This is a genomic window from Nocardia acidivorans NBRC 108247 (assembly GCF_001625085.1).
Taxonomy (GTDB): domain Bacteria; phylum Actinomycetota; class Actinomycetes; order Mycobacteriales; family Mycobacteriaceae; genus Nocardia; species Nocardia acidivorans.
In genome coordinates, this window is the sequence record NZ_BDAW01000009.1 from 59,116 (window position 1) to 73,569 (window position 14,454).

The following is a 14,454-nucleotide window of genomic DNA, read 5'->3' on the forward strand; positions in this document are numbered from 1 at the left end:
GCATGCACCGCACCGGAGCGTGGGCGGGCGGGCCGGCGCGCGCGGGGTGCGCCTGGCGCGGGTCGGTACCCGTGCCTCAGAGCTGAATGCCCAGCAGCGCGTCCACCGCATCGCGGATCAATGCGGGAGCCTCGGCGTCCGGGCCGCCGTAGGCCAGCGCCTGGGCGGCCCAGGCATCCACCGCGGCAAGGGCTTTGGGGGTGTCCAGATCATCGGCCAGATGCTGACGCAGGCGTGCGACGGTGTCCGCCGCGTCCGGACCCGAGGCCAGCGCGGTCGCCGCACGCCAGCGCTCGAGGCGCGACAGCGCCTCGGACAGCACCGCATCGGACCATTGGCGATCCTGGCGGTAATGTCCGGCGAACAGGCCCAGGCGAATCGCGGCCGGATCGGTGCCCGCGCGGCGCAGCGTGGACACGAAGACCAGGTTTCCGCGCGATTTGGACATTTTCTCGCCGTCGAGGCCGATCAGCCCGGCGTGCACGTAGTGGCGGGCGAAGCGGCGGCCCTTGACCAGTGCCTCGGCATGCGCGGTGGAGTATTCGTGATGCGGGTAGATCAGATCGCTGCCGCCGCCCTGGATATCGAATTCGGTGCCGATGCGATTGAGCGCGATCGCCGCACACTCGATATGCCAGCCCGGGCGGCCCGCCCCGAACGGCGCGGGCCAGGACGGCTCACCCGCGCGGGCGGCCCGCCACAGCAGCGCGTCGATCGGATCGCGCTTGCCCGGACGCTCGGGATCGCCCCCGCGTTCGGCGAACAGCCGCTCCATGGTGGCCCGGTCATAGCCGGACTCGTAGCCGAACTGTTCGGTCGCGTCATGGCGGAAGTAGACGTCCGGGAACTCCGGATCATCGACCACGTACGCCGCACCCGAGGCCAGGAGCTTGTCGACGAGTTCGACCACCTCCTGCACCGATTCGATCGCGCCGATGTAGTGCGCGGGCGGCACCACCCGCAGCGCCGCCATATCCTCGCGGAACAGATTGATCTCGCGGGTGCCCAGATCGCGCCAGTCGATACCGTCGCGGTGCGCGCGCTCGAACAGCGGATCGTCCACATCGGTGACGTTCTGCACGTAGTGCACCTCGTGCCCGGCATCGCGCCACAACCGGTTGACCAGGTCGAAGGTCAGGTAGGTGGCCGCGTGCCCGAGGTGGGTGGCGTCATAGGGGGTGATGCCGCAGACGTACATGGTGGCGGTCGCCCCGGGGGTGACCGGGCGCACCTGCCGGTCGGCGGTGTCGTACAAACGCAACGCCGGTCCGGATCCGGGGACGGTCGGGACAGCGGTATCGGACCAGGACTGCATGAATCGAGGTTAACCGTGTGACGGGCGCGCGACCCGCGCGCCCCCGCTCACCGGTCCCGGCCCACTCTTCCGGGCATACCGCATGACCAGCACCTTAATACCGTCCCCGCGCACGTCAATGATTGAAATCATGATGCAGACAACGTTTTCGCCCCGCCGAACGATCTCAGAACGCGGGCCAGGGGATCGGGCGCGCACCGGACGGTAGCGGCATCACCGGATTCTCCAGCAATCCCTGCGCGCGTACCTCGAGCGCGCGCACCTCCTCCTCGGTGATCAACTCCGACAGCCGCGTACCCAGCTCACCGGGCAGCGCCTTGACCAAAACCGTGATGTCGGTGAGCAATTCGTCATCGATGCTCTCTCCGGCCCAGCCCCACAGCACCGTGCGCAGTTTGGGTTCGGTATTGAGGCAGATGCCGTGATCGACCCCGTACACGCGCCCGTCCACCCCGGACAGCACATGCCCGCCCTTGCGGTCGGCATTGTTGATCAGCACATCGAGCACCGCCATGCGCAGCAGTCGCGGGTCATGCGCGTGCACCAGCGACACCGGATGCCCGGACGGATCCAGCGCCCGCAACACCTCGCGATATCCCTCGGCGATCTCCCCCACCGGCACCAGATCCACCAATTCCGGGCCGTCCTCGACGGTGTCCACCCACCGCTGCACCATGCCAGGCCCGTACGGGCCCTCGCGCAGTACGGTTTCGGGGATCACGCCCCACCCCAGCGCCTGCGACACCGCATAGGAGGCGACCTCGCGCTCGGCCAGGGTGCCGTCCGGGAAATCCCACAGCGGGCGCTCCCCGCGTACCGGTTTGTACACCACCCGCAGCGGCTGGGGCCCGTCCTGTTCGGCCTCGCACACCAGCGTCACATTGCTGGCGGTGGTGACCTGCCCGATCACCGTCAGTTCGGCGGTGCGCAGCGGGTCGTTCGACACATCAATCCTCTAGCTCGGTGGTGGCGCCGAAGATATCGCCACGCTTGTACCCGTTGGTGCGCACGCACATATGCCCGTTCGGGGACAACGGTTCATTGCACAGCGGGCACGGCGGCCGTCCCGCCGCGATCACCCGCGTGGACCGCAATGCGAATTCGCGGGCCTGCACCGGGGTCAGGAATACCCGCACCGCGTCCGGGCCCTCCTCGGTGTCATCCAGGACCACCGATTCATCGACCTCGGTCTCGGTGATGGCCAGCAGCTCCACCACCACCGCGTTGGCATCGGCGTCCCAGCCCAATCCCATGGTGCCGACGCGGAATTCGGCCTCGATGGGGGTGGCCAGCGGTGCGATATCGGACACATCGGCCGGCTGCGGGGGCACCGGGGTGCCGAAGCGGCGCGCCACCTCGTCCAGCAGCAGTCCCATCCGATCGGCCAGCACCTTGACCTGCTGCTTCTCCAGCAGCACGCTCACCACGCGCGGATCCTGCACGGCCTGCAGGTAGAAAGCGCGATCGCCCGGCTCACCGACGGTACCGGCGATGAATCGATCGGGGGTGCGGAAAATATGGATTGCTCGGCCCATGGCACCTCCTCCAAAGCTCACTCACCACTAAGACTCGGGGCGCTCCGTATCCCCATTATCGCCACTGCTGGTATTGCCCGTTTCGCCGCCGGGCACCGGGCCCGATGTCGATTCGCCGCCGGTTTGCGGCGAAATCGCCGCCAGGGCGGACAGATCCGAGCCGGTGTCATTGACCCGCCACACGTACGGGGCGGTCGGACTGTAGCGGACCACGCTGATCGACGCGGGCTCCACCACGATCCGCTGGAAACCGTCCAGATGGATTCCGAACGCGTCCGCCAGCAGCGACTTGATCACATCCCCATGGGTGCACGCCACCCACAACACATCGCCGCCGTGTTTTTCTGCCAATATCCGGTCATGTTCGCGCACAGCGGAAACCGCGCGGAACTGTACCTGCGCCAAACCCTCGCCCGAGGGGAACACCGCGCCCGAGGCATGGCGCTGCACCACCTTCCACAGCGGTTCGCTCACCAGATCGCCCAGCGCCCGCCCGGTCCAGTCGCCGTAATCGACCTCCAGCAGGCGCTCATCGGGTTCGGCCTCGATGCCGAGCTTGTCCGCCAGGGGTGCGACCGTGCGCTGACACCGCAGCAACGGCGAGGTCACGATGTGTTCGATGGGTAGGGACCCCAGGCGCTGGGCGACCGTCTGGGCCTGTTCGCGCCCGCGGTCGGTGAGATCGACTCCGGCGCTACGCCCGGCCAGGGTGCGGGCAGTGTTCGACGTGGAGACGCCGTGCCGCAACAGGATCACCGTCACCGCAACAGCCTACGTGTTAGGTCGCGCTGACGACGCCGGTCGCCAGCAGCGCCATCACCGTCAGGCCGAGCACGATGCGGTAGCCCACGAACCAGTCCAGGGAGTGCTTGGTCACGAAGCGCAGCAGCCAGGCGACCGAGGCGTAACCGACCAGGAAGGAGATGACCGTGGCGACCAGGATCTGCATGCCCGAGGCGTTGAGGCCCTCACCGGCGGGTTCGAAGGCATCCGGCAGGGAGAACAGGCCCGAGGCCAGCACGGCGGGAATGGCGAGCAGGAAGGAGAAGCGCACGGCGGCCGCGCGGGTCAGGCCGATGAACAGGCCCGCCGAAGAGGTTGCGCCCGAACGCGACACGCCCGGGATGAGGGCCAGGCATTGGGACAGGCCCATGATGAGGCCGTCGCGGGTGGTGAGCTGCTCGATCGGGCGGCGCTTGCTGCCGTAGTATTCCGCGGCCGCGATCACCAGGGCGAACAGGATCAGCATGGTCGAGACCAGCCACAGATTCCTTGCGCCGGTACGGATTTGGTCCTTCAACAGGAATCCGATGACACCGATGGGGATGGTGGCGATGATCACATACCAGCCGATGCGGTAGTCCAGTTCGCGCTGCGAATCCTCGTCCAGCACATAGCCGCCGGGGATGTCGTCGCGGTAGACCGGCAGCACGGCGGTGGGCCGTTCGCTCGCGGGCACCGGCACGGGTGCGCGGCCGGTGAGCTTGCGGGACATGGTGGTGAACCAGGCCACCAGGATTCGCCAGATGTCCTTGGCGAAGTACACCAGCACCGCGGCCTCGGTGCCCAGCTGGGTGACCGCGGTGAACGAGGCGCCCGCGTCATCGCCGAAGAACACCGCCGAGACGATGCGCATATGCGCCGAGGACGAAATCGGCAGGAACTCCGTCAAGCCCTGCACCAGACCCAAGATCAGCGCCTGTACCCATGTCATCGACTCGCCCACGCATACCCTCCAGTTCCCGAATCGTCGGCTGCCGGTGGACAATTCGCCCACGCGCGGCGCGATCGCCGCGAACACCGCCCGCGACCCTACAGGGCGGCACGCCGGTGGACGCAGTGGAAGTGCCCAACGGGGTGCGCCCACCCCCGCGCGCGGGTGAACCCGGTGGTGCGGCGGTGTGCGCGCGGATCGACACCCGGTGGCGCGGGCGGTTCCGGCGGGGCGCGCGCGGCGAGGCATAGCGGGGCACACGGGGTTTGTGCGCTTAGGCTGGCGCGTGTGACGAAAGTGCATGCGCGGTGATGGAACAGCGGACGGTGGGGCGCAGCGGGCTCCGAGTCTCCCGGCTCGGACTGGCCACCCACACCTGGGGCCGGGAGACCGACGCCGAGGACGCGGCAGCGCAATTGGCCGCCTTCGCCGAGGCGGGCGGCACCCTGGTGGACACCTCCCCCGCCTACTGTGACGGTGCGGCACAACGCATTCTGGGTCCGCTGGTGCGTGAGCTCGGGCGCGAGGAACTGGTGTTGAGTGTGTGCGCGGGCCGGCGCGCCACCCGCACCGATCCGGCCGCCGGACCCGCGCCCGCGCCGATGCGCTGGAATGTGGACGCCTCGCGCCGCACCATGATGCGCCAACTCGACCAGACCCTGGAGCTGCTGGGCACCGACCATCTGGATCTGTGGACCGTGGCCGCCTGGGATCCGCACACCCCGCTCGAGGAGGTCGCGGCCACACTCGAATACGCGGTCCGCACCGGGCGCGTGCGCTATGCCGGGGCGCGCGGCTACGACGGCTGGCAGCTCGCCACCCTGGCCTGCACCGCGCCGCTGACCGCCGCGCAGACCCCGTACTCGCTGCTGGCGCGCGGTGTGGAACACGAATTCGTCCCCGCCGCACAGCATCACGGCCTCGGCATCATCGCCACCGCGCCATTGGCGGGCGGCATTCTCACCGGCAAATACCGTGACGGCGTACCCGCGGATTCGCGCGGCGCGGACGAGGCCACCGCCGCGGAGATCAACGCCACCCTCGACGATCGCGCCGTGCGCGTGGTCGACGCGGTCGTGACCGCCGCCGACGGGCTGGGCACCTCACCGTTGGCGGTGGCGCTGGCCTGGATCCGCGATCAGCCCGGGGTGGCCAGCATGATCGTGGGCGCCCGCGATATCGGCCAGCTCACCGGCGTGCTGGCCGCGGAGACCCTGGAGCTGCCGCGCGCCATCACCGCGGCATTGGGCGACGTCAGTGCACGCACCGAATGAGCGATGGCTAGCCTTACCTGCATGAGGTGTCTCGTGAATGCCCGATCAGCCGTCCTCTCGCGCGCCGCGGTGGCGGTGCTCGCGGGCGGTCTGGTGCTGGGCGCGACCGCCTGCACCGGCGGTCCCTCCGGCACCGTCGCCGGCGGGCAGGGCCCGGCCACCGCGAGCGTCGGGGACGCCGACCCGGTGCCGATCGGACCTGAACCCACCCCGACCCTGCCGGTCACCGTGCACAACTACGACGGCGGCGAGGTCACCGTCACCGATGCGAGCCGCATCATCGCCGTGGACCGCTCGGGCACCTTCGCCCAGACCGTGTACGCGCTGGGCATGGGCTCGAAACTGGTCGGGCGCTCGACCTCCGCGGCGTTCCCCGCGGTCAAGGATGTGCCGAACGTGGCGGGCGGCTCGGGCTCGATGAACGTGGAAGCCATTGCCGCGCTGCGGCCTTCGGTGCTGCTCACCGACAGCACCAGCGCCACCCCGGTCATGCGCGATCAGCTCGAAGCCCTCGGCATTCCGACGGTGTACCTGGATCCCGAGCGCACCATCGACGGTGTCGGCCCGCAGATCGAAGCCGTCGCCAACGCGCTCGGCGTCCCGGACGCGGGTAGGAAGCTCGCCCAGCGCACCAGGGACGAGATCACCGCGGCCACCGCGACCGTGCCCGCCCGGGACCCGAAACCGCGCATCGCGTTCCTGTACCTGCGCAGCACCGCCATCACCATGATCGCCGGACCCCGCTCCGGCGCGGACTCGCTCATCGCCGCCCTCGGCGCGACCGACGCGGGCACCGCCTCGGGCATCAAGGAACCGTTCATCCCCATCACCAGCGAGGCCCTCATCGCCGCCGCACCCGACGTGCTGCTGGTCATGTCCGACGGGCTGGCCTCGGTCGGCGGCGTGGACGGGCTGGCCAAGGTCCCCGGCATCGCCCAAACCCCCGCGGGGAAGAACAAACGCGTCGTGGACATGGCCGACGCCGTCGTGCTGAGCTTCGGCCCCAATACCGGTCGCGTGGTCGCGGCCCTGGCCAAGGCCATCTACGGCGACAAAACCGCATGACCGACGCGCCCCGTCCCACTCACCTCGACCCGCAGGAATCGACCGTGCCCCCAGCGGATTCCCCCGCCCCCGCGGATGCCCCGCTCGCACACCAGGATTCGGCCGAACCTCCCGACCCGAACGATGCGACCCGGACACAGGGCGACGGCGGCGCACGCTCAGCCGCCGCGAACGAGAACGCACGCGAGGCAAACGTGCGGTCGATGCCCGAACCGGTGGATCTCAACACCGCGGTGGATTCCATTGCGGTGCACGGCAAACCGGTGACCGGGCACGGTGGTTCGCGCTCGCGCACCACGCTGATCTTCACCGGGGCGCTGCTGGGATTGATCGTGCTGGCGTTGATCTCGGCGGCCGTGGGACAGGTGCCCACCACACCCCTCGAGGTGGCGGGCAGTTTCCTGCATCGCCTCGGACTGGACTGGGGGCCGATGCCCCATCACCCCGCCGGTGATGTGACCCTGTGGGAGGTGCGGTTCCCGCGCGTGGTCATGGCCGTGCTCGTCGGCGCGGCACTGGCCACAGCGGGTGCGCTGTTGCAGGGCGTGTTCGCCAATCCGCTGGCCGAACCCGGTGTCATCGGGGTTTCCGCCGGTGCGGCGGTCGGTGCGGGCACGGTCATCGTGGTCGGTGGCACGTTCGTGGCGTCCTGGTCGGTGGCCGCGGGCGCGTTCGTCGCCGGACTGCTCACCACCCTGCTGGTGTATGTGCTCTCGCGCTCCAACGGGCGCACCGAAGTGGTGACCCTGGTCTTGACCGGTGTGGCCATCAATGCCTTCGCGGGCGGACTCATCTCCTTCCTGTTGTTCAGCGCCTCCCCGGCCGCGCGCGATCAGATCGTGTTCTGGCAACTGGGCAGTCTCAACGGCGCGACCTGGCAATCGGTCGGTGTGGTGGCACCGCTGACCGCGCTCGGTGTGGCCGCCGCGATCGTGATGGCACCGCGCCTGGACCTGCTCGCGCTCGGTGAATCCGCGGCCCGGCACCTGGGTGTGGATGTGGAACGCCTGCGCCGCAATGTGATCGTCGTGGTCGCGATCCTGGCCACCGCCGGTGTCGCCTTCACCGGCATCATCCTGTTCGTGGGTCTGATCGTGCCGCATCTGGTGCGCATGATGGTCGGCCCCGGCCATCGCGTGCTCATTCCGCTGTCGGCGATCGTGGGCGCGGTGGTGCTGGTCGGGGCCGATATCGGCGCGCGCGCCCTGGTGCACAATGCCGACCTGCCGCTGGGCATGCTCACCTCGCTGGTGGGCGGACCCTTCTTCTTCTGGCTGCTGCGGCGCACCCGCGCCCGTTCGGGAGGCTGGGCGTGAGCACCGTATTGCGCGGCATCACGGGCGTTTTCGCCCGCCCGCACGACCTGCCGGCCACCCCCGCACCGGGCGCGGTGACCCTGCGCGCCCGCGGTGTGTGCCTGACCCGGGGCGGGGGCAACCGCGTACTGGACGGCGTCGATTTCGAGGTCGTCGCCGGACAGATCGTGGCCCTGGTCGGCCCCAATGGGGCGGGCAAATCCACGCTGCTGGCCGCCCTGGCCGGGGAACTCGCACCGTCCGAGGGCACTGTCGAACTCGACGGCCAACCTCTCACCGACTGGGCGCCCCTGGATATGGCCCGCCGCCGCGCGGTGCTGCCGCAGAACCACACCGTCGGATTCCCGTTCACCGCACGCGAAGTCGTCGCCATGGGCCGCGCACCGTGGGCGCGCACCGACCGCCAGGACGCCGACGACACCGTCATCGCCGCCGCGCTGGCCGCCACCGACGTGGAACACCTTGCCGCCCGGGCATTCCCGGCCCTGTCCGGCGGTGAACGCGCCCGCGTGGCCCTGGCCCGCGTGCTGGCCCAGGACACCGCCACCCTGCTGCTGGACGAACCCACCGCCGCCCTGGACCTGGGCCACCAGGAACAGGTCCTGCACCTGGCCCGCGCCCGCGCCACCGCCGGAGCCGCGGTCGTGGTGGTCCTGCACGACCTCGGAGTCGCCGCCGCCTACGCCGACCGCGTCGCGGTCCTGGACTCCGGCCGTATCGCCGCCGACGGCCCACCCCGCCGGGTCCTGACCACCGAACTGCTCACCCGCGTCTACAAACACCCGGTCGATGTGTTCGACCACCCCGACACCGGCGCACAACTGGTGCTGCCGGTGCGCGGGCGACACTGACCAGCGGCAGGACAGCCCGCGAACGGGAATCACCATGCGACGGGGCCGAGGCGGTCGATGAAGATCCCGCTCGGGCCGTCGCTGTCGAGGGTCGCGAGCCGCACGATCGAATCGGTGCCCTCGGTGACGGTCAGCGCGCCGGTGTTGTTGTTCATATCGGTGGCCGCGAACGTGTGGTTGGCGATCTCGCCGGGGGTGGCGAGGTTGAACTTGATATTCGGCAGGGCCTGCGCGTAGCGGACGGTGACCATGTTCAAGGCGGCTTTGGAGGAGCTGTAACCGAGTTCGTGGAATTTCGAGAAGGGCTGCTCCGGATCGGTGACGACGGTGAACGAGCTACCGCCGCTGGACACCATGACCACCCGAGGGTTCGGCGATTGTTCGAGCAGGGGCAGGAACGCGTTGGTGACCCTGATGGGCCCGTACACATTGGTGTCGTAGACCGCGTGGATCTCTTCGATGCGCACCGCCGCGGGAGCGGTGCCCCTGCCGGGCGCGCCCGCATTGTTGATCAGCACATCGAGCCGGTCGGTGTGCTCGCGCACCAACCGCACCGCCGCGCTCACCGACTCCTCCGAGGTCACATCCAGCGGGACCAGGACCGTATTCGCGCCACCGGCGATCAGCTTGGCCACGGCCCGCTGTCCGCGGGCCGCGTCGCGCGAGCCGAGGAAGATCGTCCACCCCAGCTCGCCGAGGCGGCGGGCCGCTTCCCAGCCCAGTCCCTTGTTGCCACCGGTGATCAATACCGAAGTCTGTTCGTTGTTCGTCATGCCCACAAGACGTACGGTGCCGCCCCGCCGTGACATCGTGTGAGCGTCATCACAATTCGGGCGTTATCGCGCGGTGAGCGGAGTCTCGGTGGCGACGCGGGTCAGCTTCTGCGGATTGCGGACGAAATACAGGCCGTCGATGCGGTCGCCCGCAACCCGGAACGCCATGACCCCGTCGAGCACGTCGTCCAGGCGAAAGCGCAACGCGGGGCCGCCGTTGAGCACGAGGGGGTCGATGACGATCGCGGCGTCGGTCTTACCGATGCCCCCGAGAATGAAGCGCACCACGCTCTCGGCCCCGGTGATCGGCCGCAACGCCGCCTGTGTGATGCCGCCGCCGTCGCTCATGAGCACCACATCGGGGGCGAGCACGTCCAGCAGGCCCTGCACGTCGCCGGTTTCGAGCGCGCGCTGGAACGAGTCCAGCACCGCGCGGGTCCGACTCGGCGAGACCGTCGCGCGCGGGCGGCGGGCATCGACGTGCCGGCGGGCGCGGTGCGCGATCTGGCGCACGGTCGCGGGTGTCTTGTCGACGGCGGCCGCGATCTCCTCGTAGGACACATCGAAGACCTCCCGCAACACGAACACCGCCCGCTCGGTCGGGGTGAGCGTCTCGAGCACCAGAAGCATTGCCGCGGAAAGACTCTCGGCCAACTCGAGGTTCTCGGCGACATCCGGTGCGGTGAGCAGCGGCTCGGGCAGCCAGGGCCCGACATAGGTTTCCCTGCGGCGCCGGAGAGCACGCAGCCGATCGAGCGCCTGACGAGTGGTGATCCGCACCAGATACGCCCGATGCTCCCGGATCGCGTCGAGATCGACTGCCGCCCACCGCAACCAGGTCTCCTGCAGCACGTCCTCGGCGTCGGCGGCCGAACCGAGCATCTCGTAGGCCACGGTGAACAACAGATTGCGATGGGCGGTGAACACCGCCACCGCGGCGTCCTGTCGATCGACCACTAGCGGGCGTCCGGGTTGCGCAGCGTGTCGGCGGCCCGCTCGGTGTACACCTGATCCCACAGGATCCGCAGGCCCGCATTGCCCAGCCACAACAGGAACAGCACCGCACCGGCGAGCGGATGCCAGGCGAATCCCAGCAGCACACTCGCACCGCCGAACCATACGATCTCGAGTACAGCGCGCCGCGCACCGCGCAACGGGATGCGCGCGTCATGGGCCGCGCCGAAGACCGCCCACACCACCACGAACACCGCCGTCGCGGCGAGCGCGGCCGGGATGCGCACGAGCGGTGGGGCGTCCAGGCTCGCACCCCACCACAGGGCCGAGCCCAGCACGCACAGTTCGAGCAGGAACATCAGGAGCAGGTTCGCGCCCTCGAGAACTGTCACTTCCACACCAGTTTCAGCACGGCCGGGGTGAGCAGCATCCGGATCACCGTGGCGTCCAACAGGAGTGCCGCGATCATGCCGTAGGCGATGTACTTCATCAGCACCAGATCGGAGAATCCGAAGGCGCCTGTCACGACGATGAGAATAGCCGCGGCCGAGGTGATCACGCCGCCCGTGTGCGCGATTCCGTACCGGATGGCCTCCTTCGGCGAGGCGCCATCCGCGCGGGCCTCGGCCATCCGCGATTGCAGGAACACCTCGTAGTCGGTGGACAGGCCGAACAGCACCGTCACGATCAACACCAGCACCGCGAACATGAGCGGGCCGGGGGTGAAGTCGAACAGGCCCGCACCGTGACCCTCGACGAAGATCCAGGTCAGGATGCCCAGGGTGGCCCCGAGCGAGAGTGCGCTCATGACAACGGCTTTGACCGCCAGGATCAGCGATCCGAACGCGGCGTACATCAGCGCCAGCGCCGCGGTGATCAGGATCGCGGCCAGCAGCGGCAGGCCCTTGATCAACCCCAGGATGCTGTCGCGTTCCAGGGCGGGCACCCCGGCCACCATCACCCGCACCCCGGGCGGTGTGTCGATCCCGCGCAGCGCCGACAGCACCGTATCGGCGTCGCGTTTGTCGATCAGGCCGCTGCCCAGCACCGTCACCGCGTCCTTGGTCGGGGCCACCGGATCGAACGGTCCGGTCATCCGCGCCGCGCTGACCTGATTGGCCTGGTAGCGAATATCGCTGAGCTGCTGCGGATTCGCGCCCACCACCACGAGTTTGAGCGGTTCGGTGCGGAACTGCGGGAACAGGCGATCGAAGTCCTGCTGCGCCACCCGCGCCGGATTGTCCGAGGCCAGATAGCGTTCGCTGAGCCCGCCGAACTCGATATGGCGGAACGGCAGGATCAACCCCAGCAGCACCAGCACGATCGGGGCGATCACCAGCCACGGCTTGCGCATGGCGAACAATGCCAGCCGGGAGAAGAATCCGGCGTCGATCTGCTCGGCGGTGCGAATACTGGCCAGCCGATGCCACCCCCACAGATCGATGCGGCGGCCCACGATGGACAGGGTCGCCGGCAGCGCGGTCACCGACAGCACCGCGGCCAGCAGCACCGAACTGATCCCGCCCAGCGGCACCGAGCGCAGCACCCCGTTGGGGTAGATGAACAGCGCGCCCAGGCTCACCGCGATGATGGCCGCGGAGAACAGCACGGTGCGCCCGGCGGTGGCCACGGTGCGCGCGGTGGCCTCCTCCACGGTGCGCCCGGCCGCGAGCTCCTCACGGAATCGGGTCACCGCGAACAGGCCGTAGTCGATCGCCAGGCCCAGACTCACCAGGGTGACCACCGCGGAAGCGAACACGTTCACCTGCAGGTGATCGGTGAGCATGCGCATGATGCCCTGGGTGCCCAGGATCGTCATCCCGCCGATGAGCACCGGCAGCAGCGCGCCCACGATGCCGCCGAACACGAAGTACAGCAGGATCGCCACGATCGGCAGCGCGATCAACTCCGCGCGATGGATGTCGTTCTGCATGCCGGTGTTGATGCCCTCGACCACCGGTTGCATGCCCGCCAACTGCACGGTCGTCCCGCCCGGCCCGGAACCCGGTGTGCCGGCGTGGAATTCGTTCTTGACGGCCATGTAGTTGTTCACCGTGCCGGTGCCCCCGTCACCGTTCAATCCGATACTGGCGAAGGCGTGCGTGCGCGAGGGGTCGGCGAACTGGCCCATGAGCGCGCCGTCCCAATACGAGTCGATCTTGAGGATCTGCTCGGAGTGACTGCCGCGCAACCTATTCAGCTCAGCGGCGACCGCGTCGCGGATGGGCTGCTCATCGAGGGTGTGCCCGGCCGGGGCGGTGTAGAGCACGATCAGATCGCTGTCGGTGTCGCGCCCGAAGGTGGAGTCCGCGAGTTCGGACCCGGCCACCGATTCGCTGGACTCGTCGAACCAGCCCTCCTGGGTCAGATGATCGCCCAGATCGCGGCCGTAGCAGCCCGAGGCCAGCACCGCCAGCGCGAACAGCCCGAACACCAGATACCGGTTGCGGTGGATCAACCGCCCCCACCGCGGCGAACGCGAGGAGTGCGCGCGGGTGTCGAGCATCAGCCGCAGGCCGCGGTGCGATAGTCGGCCGAGCGCAGGATGCCGCACAGGTCGGTGCGCGAGATCTTCCAGCGCCCGTCCCTGTTCACGAAATGCACCACCGTGGTGCGCACATTGGTACCGGTGCCGTCCTTGTCCAGGCTCAGCGTCGCGGTCAGGGTGCCGTCGTGATTGTCGAACACCGGGTCCTTGACCCCGTACACCGCGCGCGGATTGTCCTGCAGCGCCTTGTACATATCGGGGATGGCGTCCTTGAACGCCTCCCCGTCCTCGATGAGCGCGGTGCGCTCGGCATCGGGCAGATTCGGATCCAGCGCCGATTTGATCTGCGCGTCCAAGGCCGCGGCGGTCGGAATCGGCGGCCGGTTCGCGCTCGAGGCCGCCGCGGCCTGCGAGGAGGAGCTCAGCGCGGCATAGGCCGAGGAGCGCGCCGCATCCACCGACGCCTCGTCATCGGAGCCACCGCAACCGCTCACGGCCAAGGCCAGGAGAATCAGTGCTGCGGCGGCCGGTCGTCGAAATGCCATCAACTTCCTCATGCTCGAACTGCGGGTGCTTGCCCACAGTCAATCATGCGGGCGCGCCGAACCTGACTGGTGAGTCACAGGGGGCGGTGCGGGTGTCGGCCGTCATGGGCGGCACCGCTCACAGACCCTCGATGACCGCGCTCAGCCGGCCCAACAGCGCGCGCACCGTGGACGCCTCGAGGGGGTGGACCGCGCTCACCGGCACCGCCTCGGGAATCAGATCGCGCACCAGGGCGATGATGCTGCGCTCGTCGTCGGTGTCGATATCGGTGACCCGGGCCACGGCCACGGCCACCACATCCTCGGCGGCGGGCACGTCGGCGTCGAGGTCGGGGCGGTAGATCTCCACGGTCAAGGTGGACCGCACCGTGCGGAAGGCGAACGAGCGCCCGTCCCCGGTGCGGCCGAAACCGTGCGCGTACCGGCCCACCGTGATGTCCTCGACGGCGAAGTCGGATGTCCCGAATCCCGCGGTGTGGTCGGTAACCAACGAATCTCCCTGCCGGCGCCACTGTTTGCCTGTCACGGTAACCGTTGCCCCCGACAACCCCCTCGAAACCCCATGTCACGTCATGAAAGCCGAGTCGTGTCGCGCCACGCCGAAAAACCCGCCCATTCGCCTAG

The 14,454-nt window shown here is 69.1% G+C and carries 15 protein-coding genes; 4 read left to right on the forward strand and 11 right to left on the reverse strand.

All coding sequences use genetic code 11. From position 1 onward, the window contains the following. Positions 1-76 precede the first annotated feature (76 nt). The 5 genes from mshC to NA10_RS03660 form a co-directional block, all read right to left on the reverse strand. The gene (mshC, locus tag NA10_RS03640) at positions 77-1,315 is read right to left on the reverse strand and encodes a cysteine--1-D-myo-inosityl 2-amino-2-deoxy-alpha-D-glucopyranoside ligase (protein WP_067563339.1); all 1,239 of its coding nucleotides are present in this window, start codon (positions 1,313-1,315) and stop codon (positions 77-79) included. 166 nt (positions 1,316-1,481) lie between these two features. Then, positions 1,482-2,267, reverse strand: a complete 786-nt coding sequence (locus NA10_RS03645; protein ID WP_067563341.1) for an SCO1664 family protein — start codon at positions 2,265-2,267, stop codon at positions 1,482-1,484. Next, entirely contained in the window at positions 2,263-2,850 is a 588-nt protein-coding gene (locus NA10_RS03650) for a DUF3090 domain-containing protein (protein WP_067563343.1), read from the reverse strand. The genes NA10_RS03645 and NA10_RS03650 overlap by 5 nt, the downstream gene beginning before the upstream one ends. Positions 2,851-2,877: 27 nt before the next feature. Beyond that, complete coding sequence (locus NA10_RS03655; protein WP_067563346.1) at positions 2,878-3,612, reverse strand: histidine phosphatase family protein; 735 nt, start codon at positions 3,610-3,612, stop codon at positions 2,878-2,880. A gap of 16 nt (positions 3,613-3,628) precedes the next feature. After that, positions 3,629-4,576, reverse strand: a complete 948-nt coding sequence (locus NA10_RS03660; RefSeq protein ID WP_067563881.1) for an undecaprenyl-diphosphate phosphatase — start codon at positions 4,574-4,576, stop codon at positions 3,629-3,631. A gap of 299 nt (positions 4,577-4,875) precedes the next feature. Here NA10_RS03660 and NA10_RS03665 point away from each other — a divergent pair, with 299 nt between their 5' ends. The 4 genes from NA10_RS03665 to NA10_RS03680 all read left to right on the forward strand — a co-directional run bounded on the left by NA10_RS03665 (position 4,876) and on the right by NA10_RS03680 (position 9,070). Beyond that, positions 4,876-5,838, forward strand: a complete 963-nt coding sequence (locus NA10_RS03665; RefSeq protein ID WP_067563349.1) for an aldo/keto reductase — start codon at positions 4,876-4,878, stop codon at positions 5,836-5,838. Between the two features lie 21 nt (positions 5,839-5,859). Beyond that, positions 5,860-6,903, forward strand: coding sequence for a heme/hemin ABC transporter substrate-binding protein (locus NA10_RS03670; protein WP_067563352.1), 1,044 nt, complete (start codon positions 5,860-5,862; stop codon positions 6,901-6,903). Positions 6,904-7,106: 203 nt separating this feature from the next. After that, positions 7,107-8,219 carry a FecCD family ABC transporter permease gene (locus tag NA10_RS03675; protein WP_084514305.1) on the forward strand — a complete coding sequence of 371 codons (1,113 nt, stop codon included), beginning with the start codon at positions 7,107-7,109 and terminating at the stop codon, positions 8,217-8,219. Next, positions 8,216-9,070 carry a heme ABC transporter ATP-binding protein gene (locus NA10_RS03680; protein WP_067563355.1) on the forward strand — a complete coding sequence of 285 codons (855 nt, stop codon included), beginning with the start codon at positions 8,216-8,218 and terminating at the stop codon, positions 9,068-9,070. The genes NA10_RS03675 and NA10_RS03680 overlap by 4 nt, the downstream gene beginning before the upstream one ends. Positions 9,071-9,099: 29 nt before the next feature. Here the strand turns inward: NA10_RS03680 and NA10_RS03685 are convergent, their stop codons facing one another. From NA10_RS03685 to NA10_RS03710, 6 genes are all read right to left on the reverse strand, one after another. After that, a complete protein-coding gene (locus NA10_RS03685; protein ID WP_067563358.1) occupies positions 9,100-9,843 on the reverse strand; it encodes an SDR family NAD(P)-dependent oxidoreductase in 744 nt (247 codons plus the stop codon). Between the two features lie 63 nt (positions 9,844-9,906). Continuing rightward, the gene (locus NA10_RS03690) at positions 9,907-10,800 is read right to left on the reverse strand and encodes an RNA polymerase sigma-70 factor (RefSeq protein WP_245677007.1); all 894 of its coding nucleotides are present in this window, start codon (positions 10,798-10,800) and stop codon (positions 9,907-9,909) included. Continuing rightward, positions 10,800-11,189, reverse strand: a complete 390-nt coding sequence (locus tag NA10_RS38460) for a DUF2568 domain-containing protein (protein ID WP_157556012.1) — start codon at positions 11,187-11,189, stop codon at positions 10,800-10,802. The genes NA10_RS03690 and NA10_RS38460 overlap by 1 nt, the downstream gene beginning before the upstream one ends. Continuing rightward, entirely contained in the window at positions 11,186-13,303 is a 2,118-nt protein-coding gene (locus NA10_RS03700) for an MMPL family transporter (RefSeq protein ID WP_067563360.1), read from the reverse strand. Before NA10_RS03700 ends, NA10_RS38460 begins: the two co-directional genes overlap by 4 nt. After that, positions 13,303-13,830, reverse strand: coding sequence for a WKL family lipoprotein (locus NA10_RS03705; protein ID WP_157556014.1), 528 nt, complete (start codon positions 13,828-13,830; stop codon positions 13,303-13,305). The genes NA10_RS03700 and NA10_RS03705 overlap by 1 nt, the downstream gene beginning before the upstream one ends. 118 nt (positions 13,831-13,948) lie before the next feature. Then, the gene (locus NA10_RS03710) at positions 13,949-14,320 is read right to left on the reverse strand and encodes a hypothetical protein (protein WP_067563891.1); all 372 of its coding nucleotides are present in this window, start codon (positions 14,318-14,320) and stop codon (positions 13,949-13,951) included. Positions 14,321-14,454: the final 134 nt, after the last annotated feature.

Coding starts and splice junctions, on each gene's coding strand:
- NA10_RS03650 (WP_067563343.1), bottom strand. CDS start 2,850: ATGGGCCGAGCAATCCATATTTTCCGCACCCCCGATCGATTCATCGCC.
- NA10_RS03700 (WP_067563360.1), bottom strand. CDS start 13,303: ATGCTCGACACCCGCGCGCACTCCTCGCGTTCGCCGCGGTGGGGGCGG.
- NA10_RS03675 (WP_084514305.1), top strand. CDS start 7,107: ATGCCCGAACCGGTGGATCTCAACACCGCGGTGGATTCCATTGCGGTG.
- NA10_RS03685 (WP_067563358.1), bottom strand. CDS start 9,843: ATGACGAACAACGAACAGACTTCGGTATTGATCACCGGTGGCAACAAG.
- mshC (WP_067563339.1), bottom strand. CDS start 1,315: ATGCAGTCCTGGTCCGATACCGCTGTCCCGACCGTCCCCGGATCCGGA.
- NA10_RS03705 (WP_157556014.1), bottom strand. CDS start 13,830: ATGGCATTTCGACGACCGGCCGCCGCAGCACTGATTCTCCTGGCCTTG.
- NA10_RS03670 (WP_067563352.1), top strand. CDS start 5,860: ATGAGGTGTCTCGTGAATGCCCGATCAGCCGTCCTCTCGCGCGCCGCG.
- NA10_RS03665 (WP_067563349.1), top strand. CDS start 4,876: ATGGAACAGCGGACGGTGGGGCGCAGCGGGCTCCGAGTCTCCCGGCTC.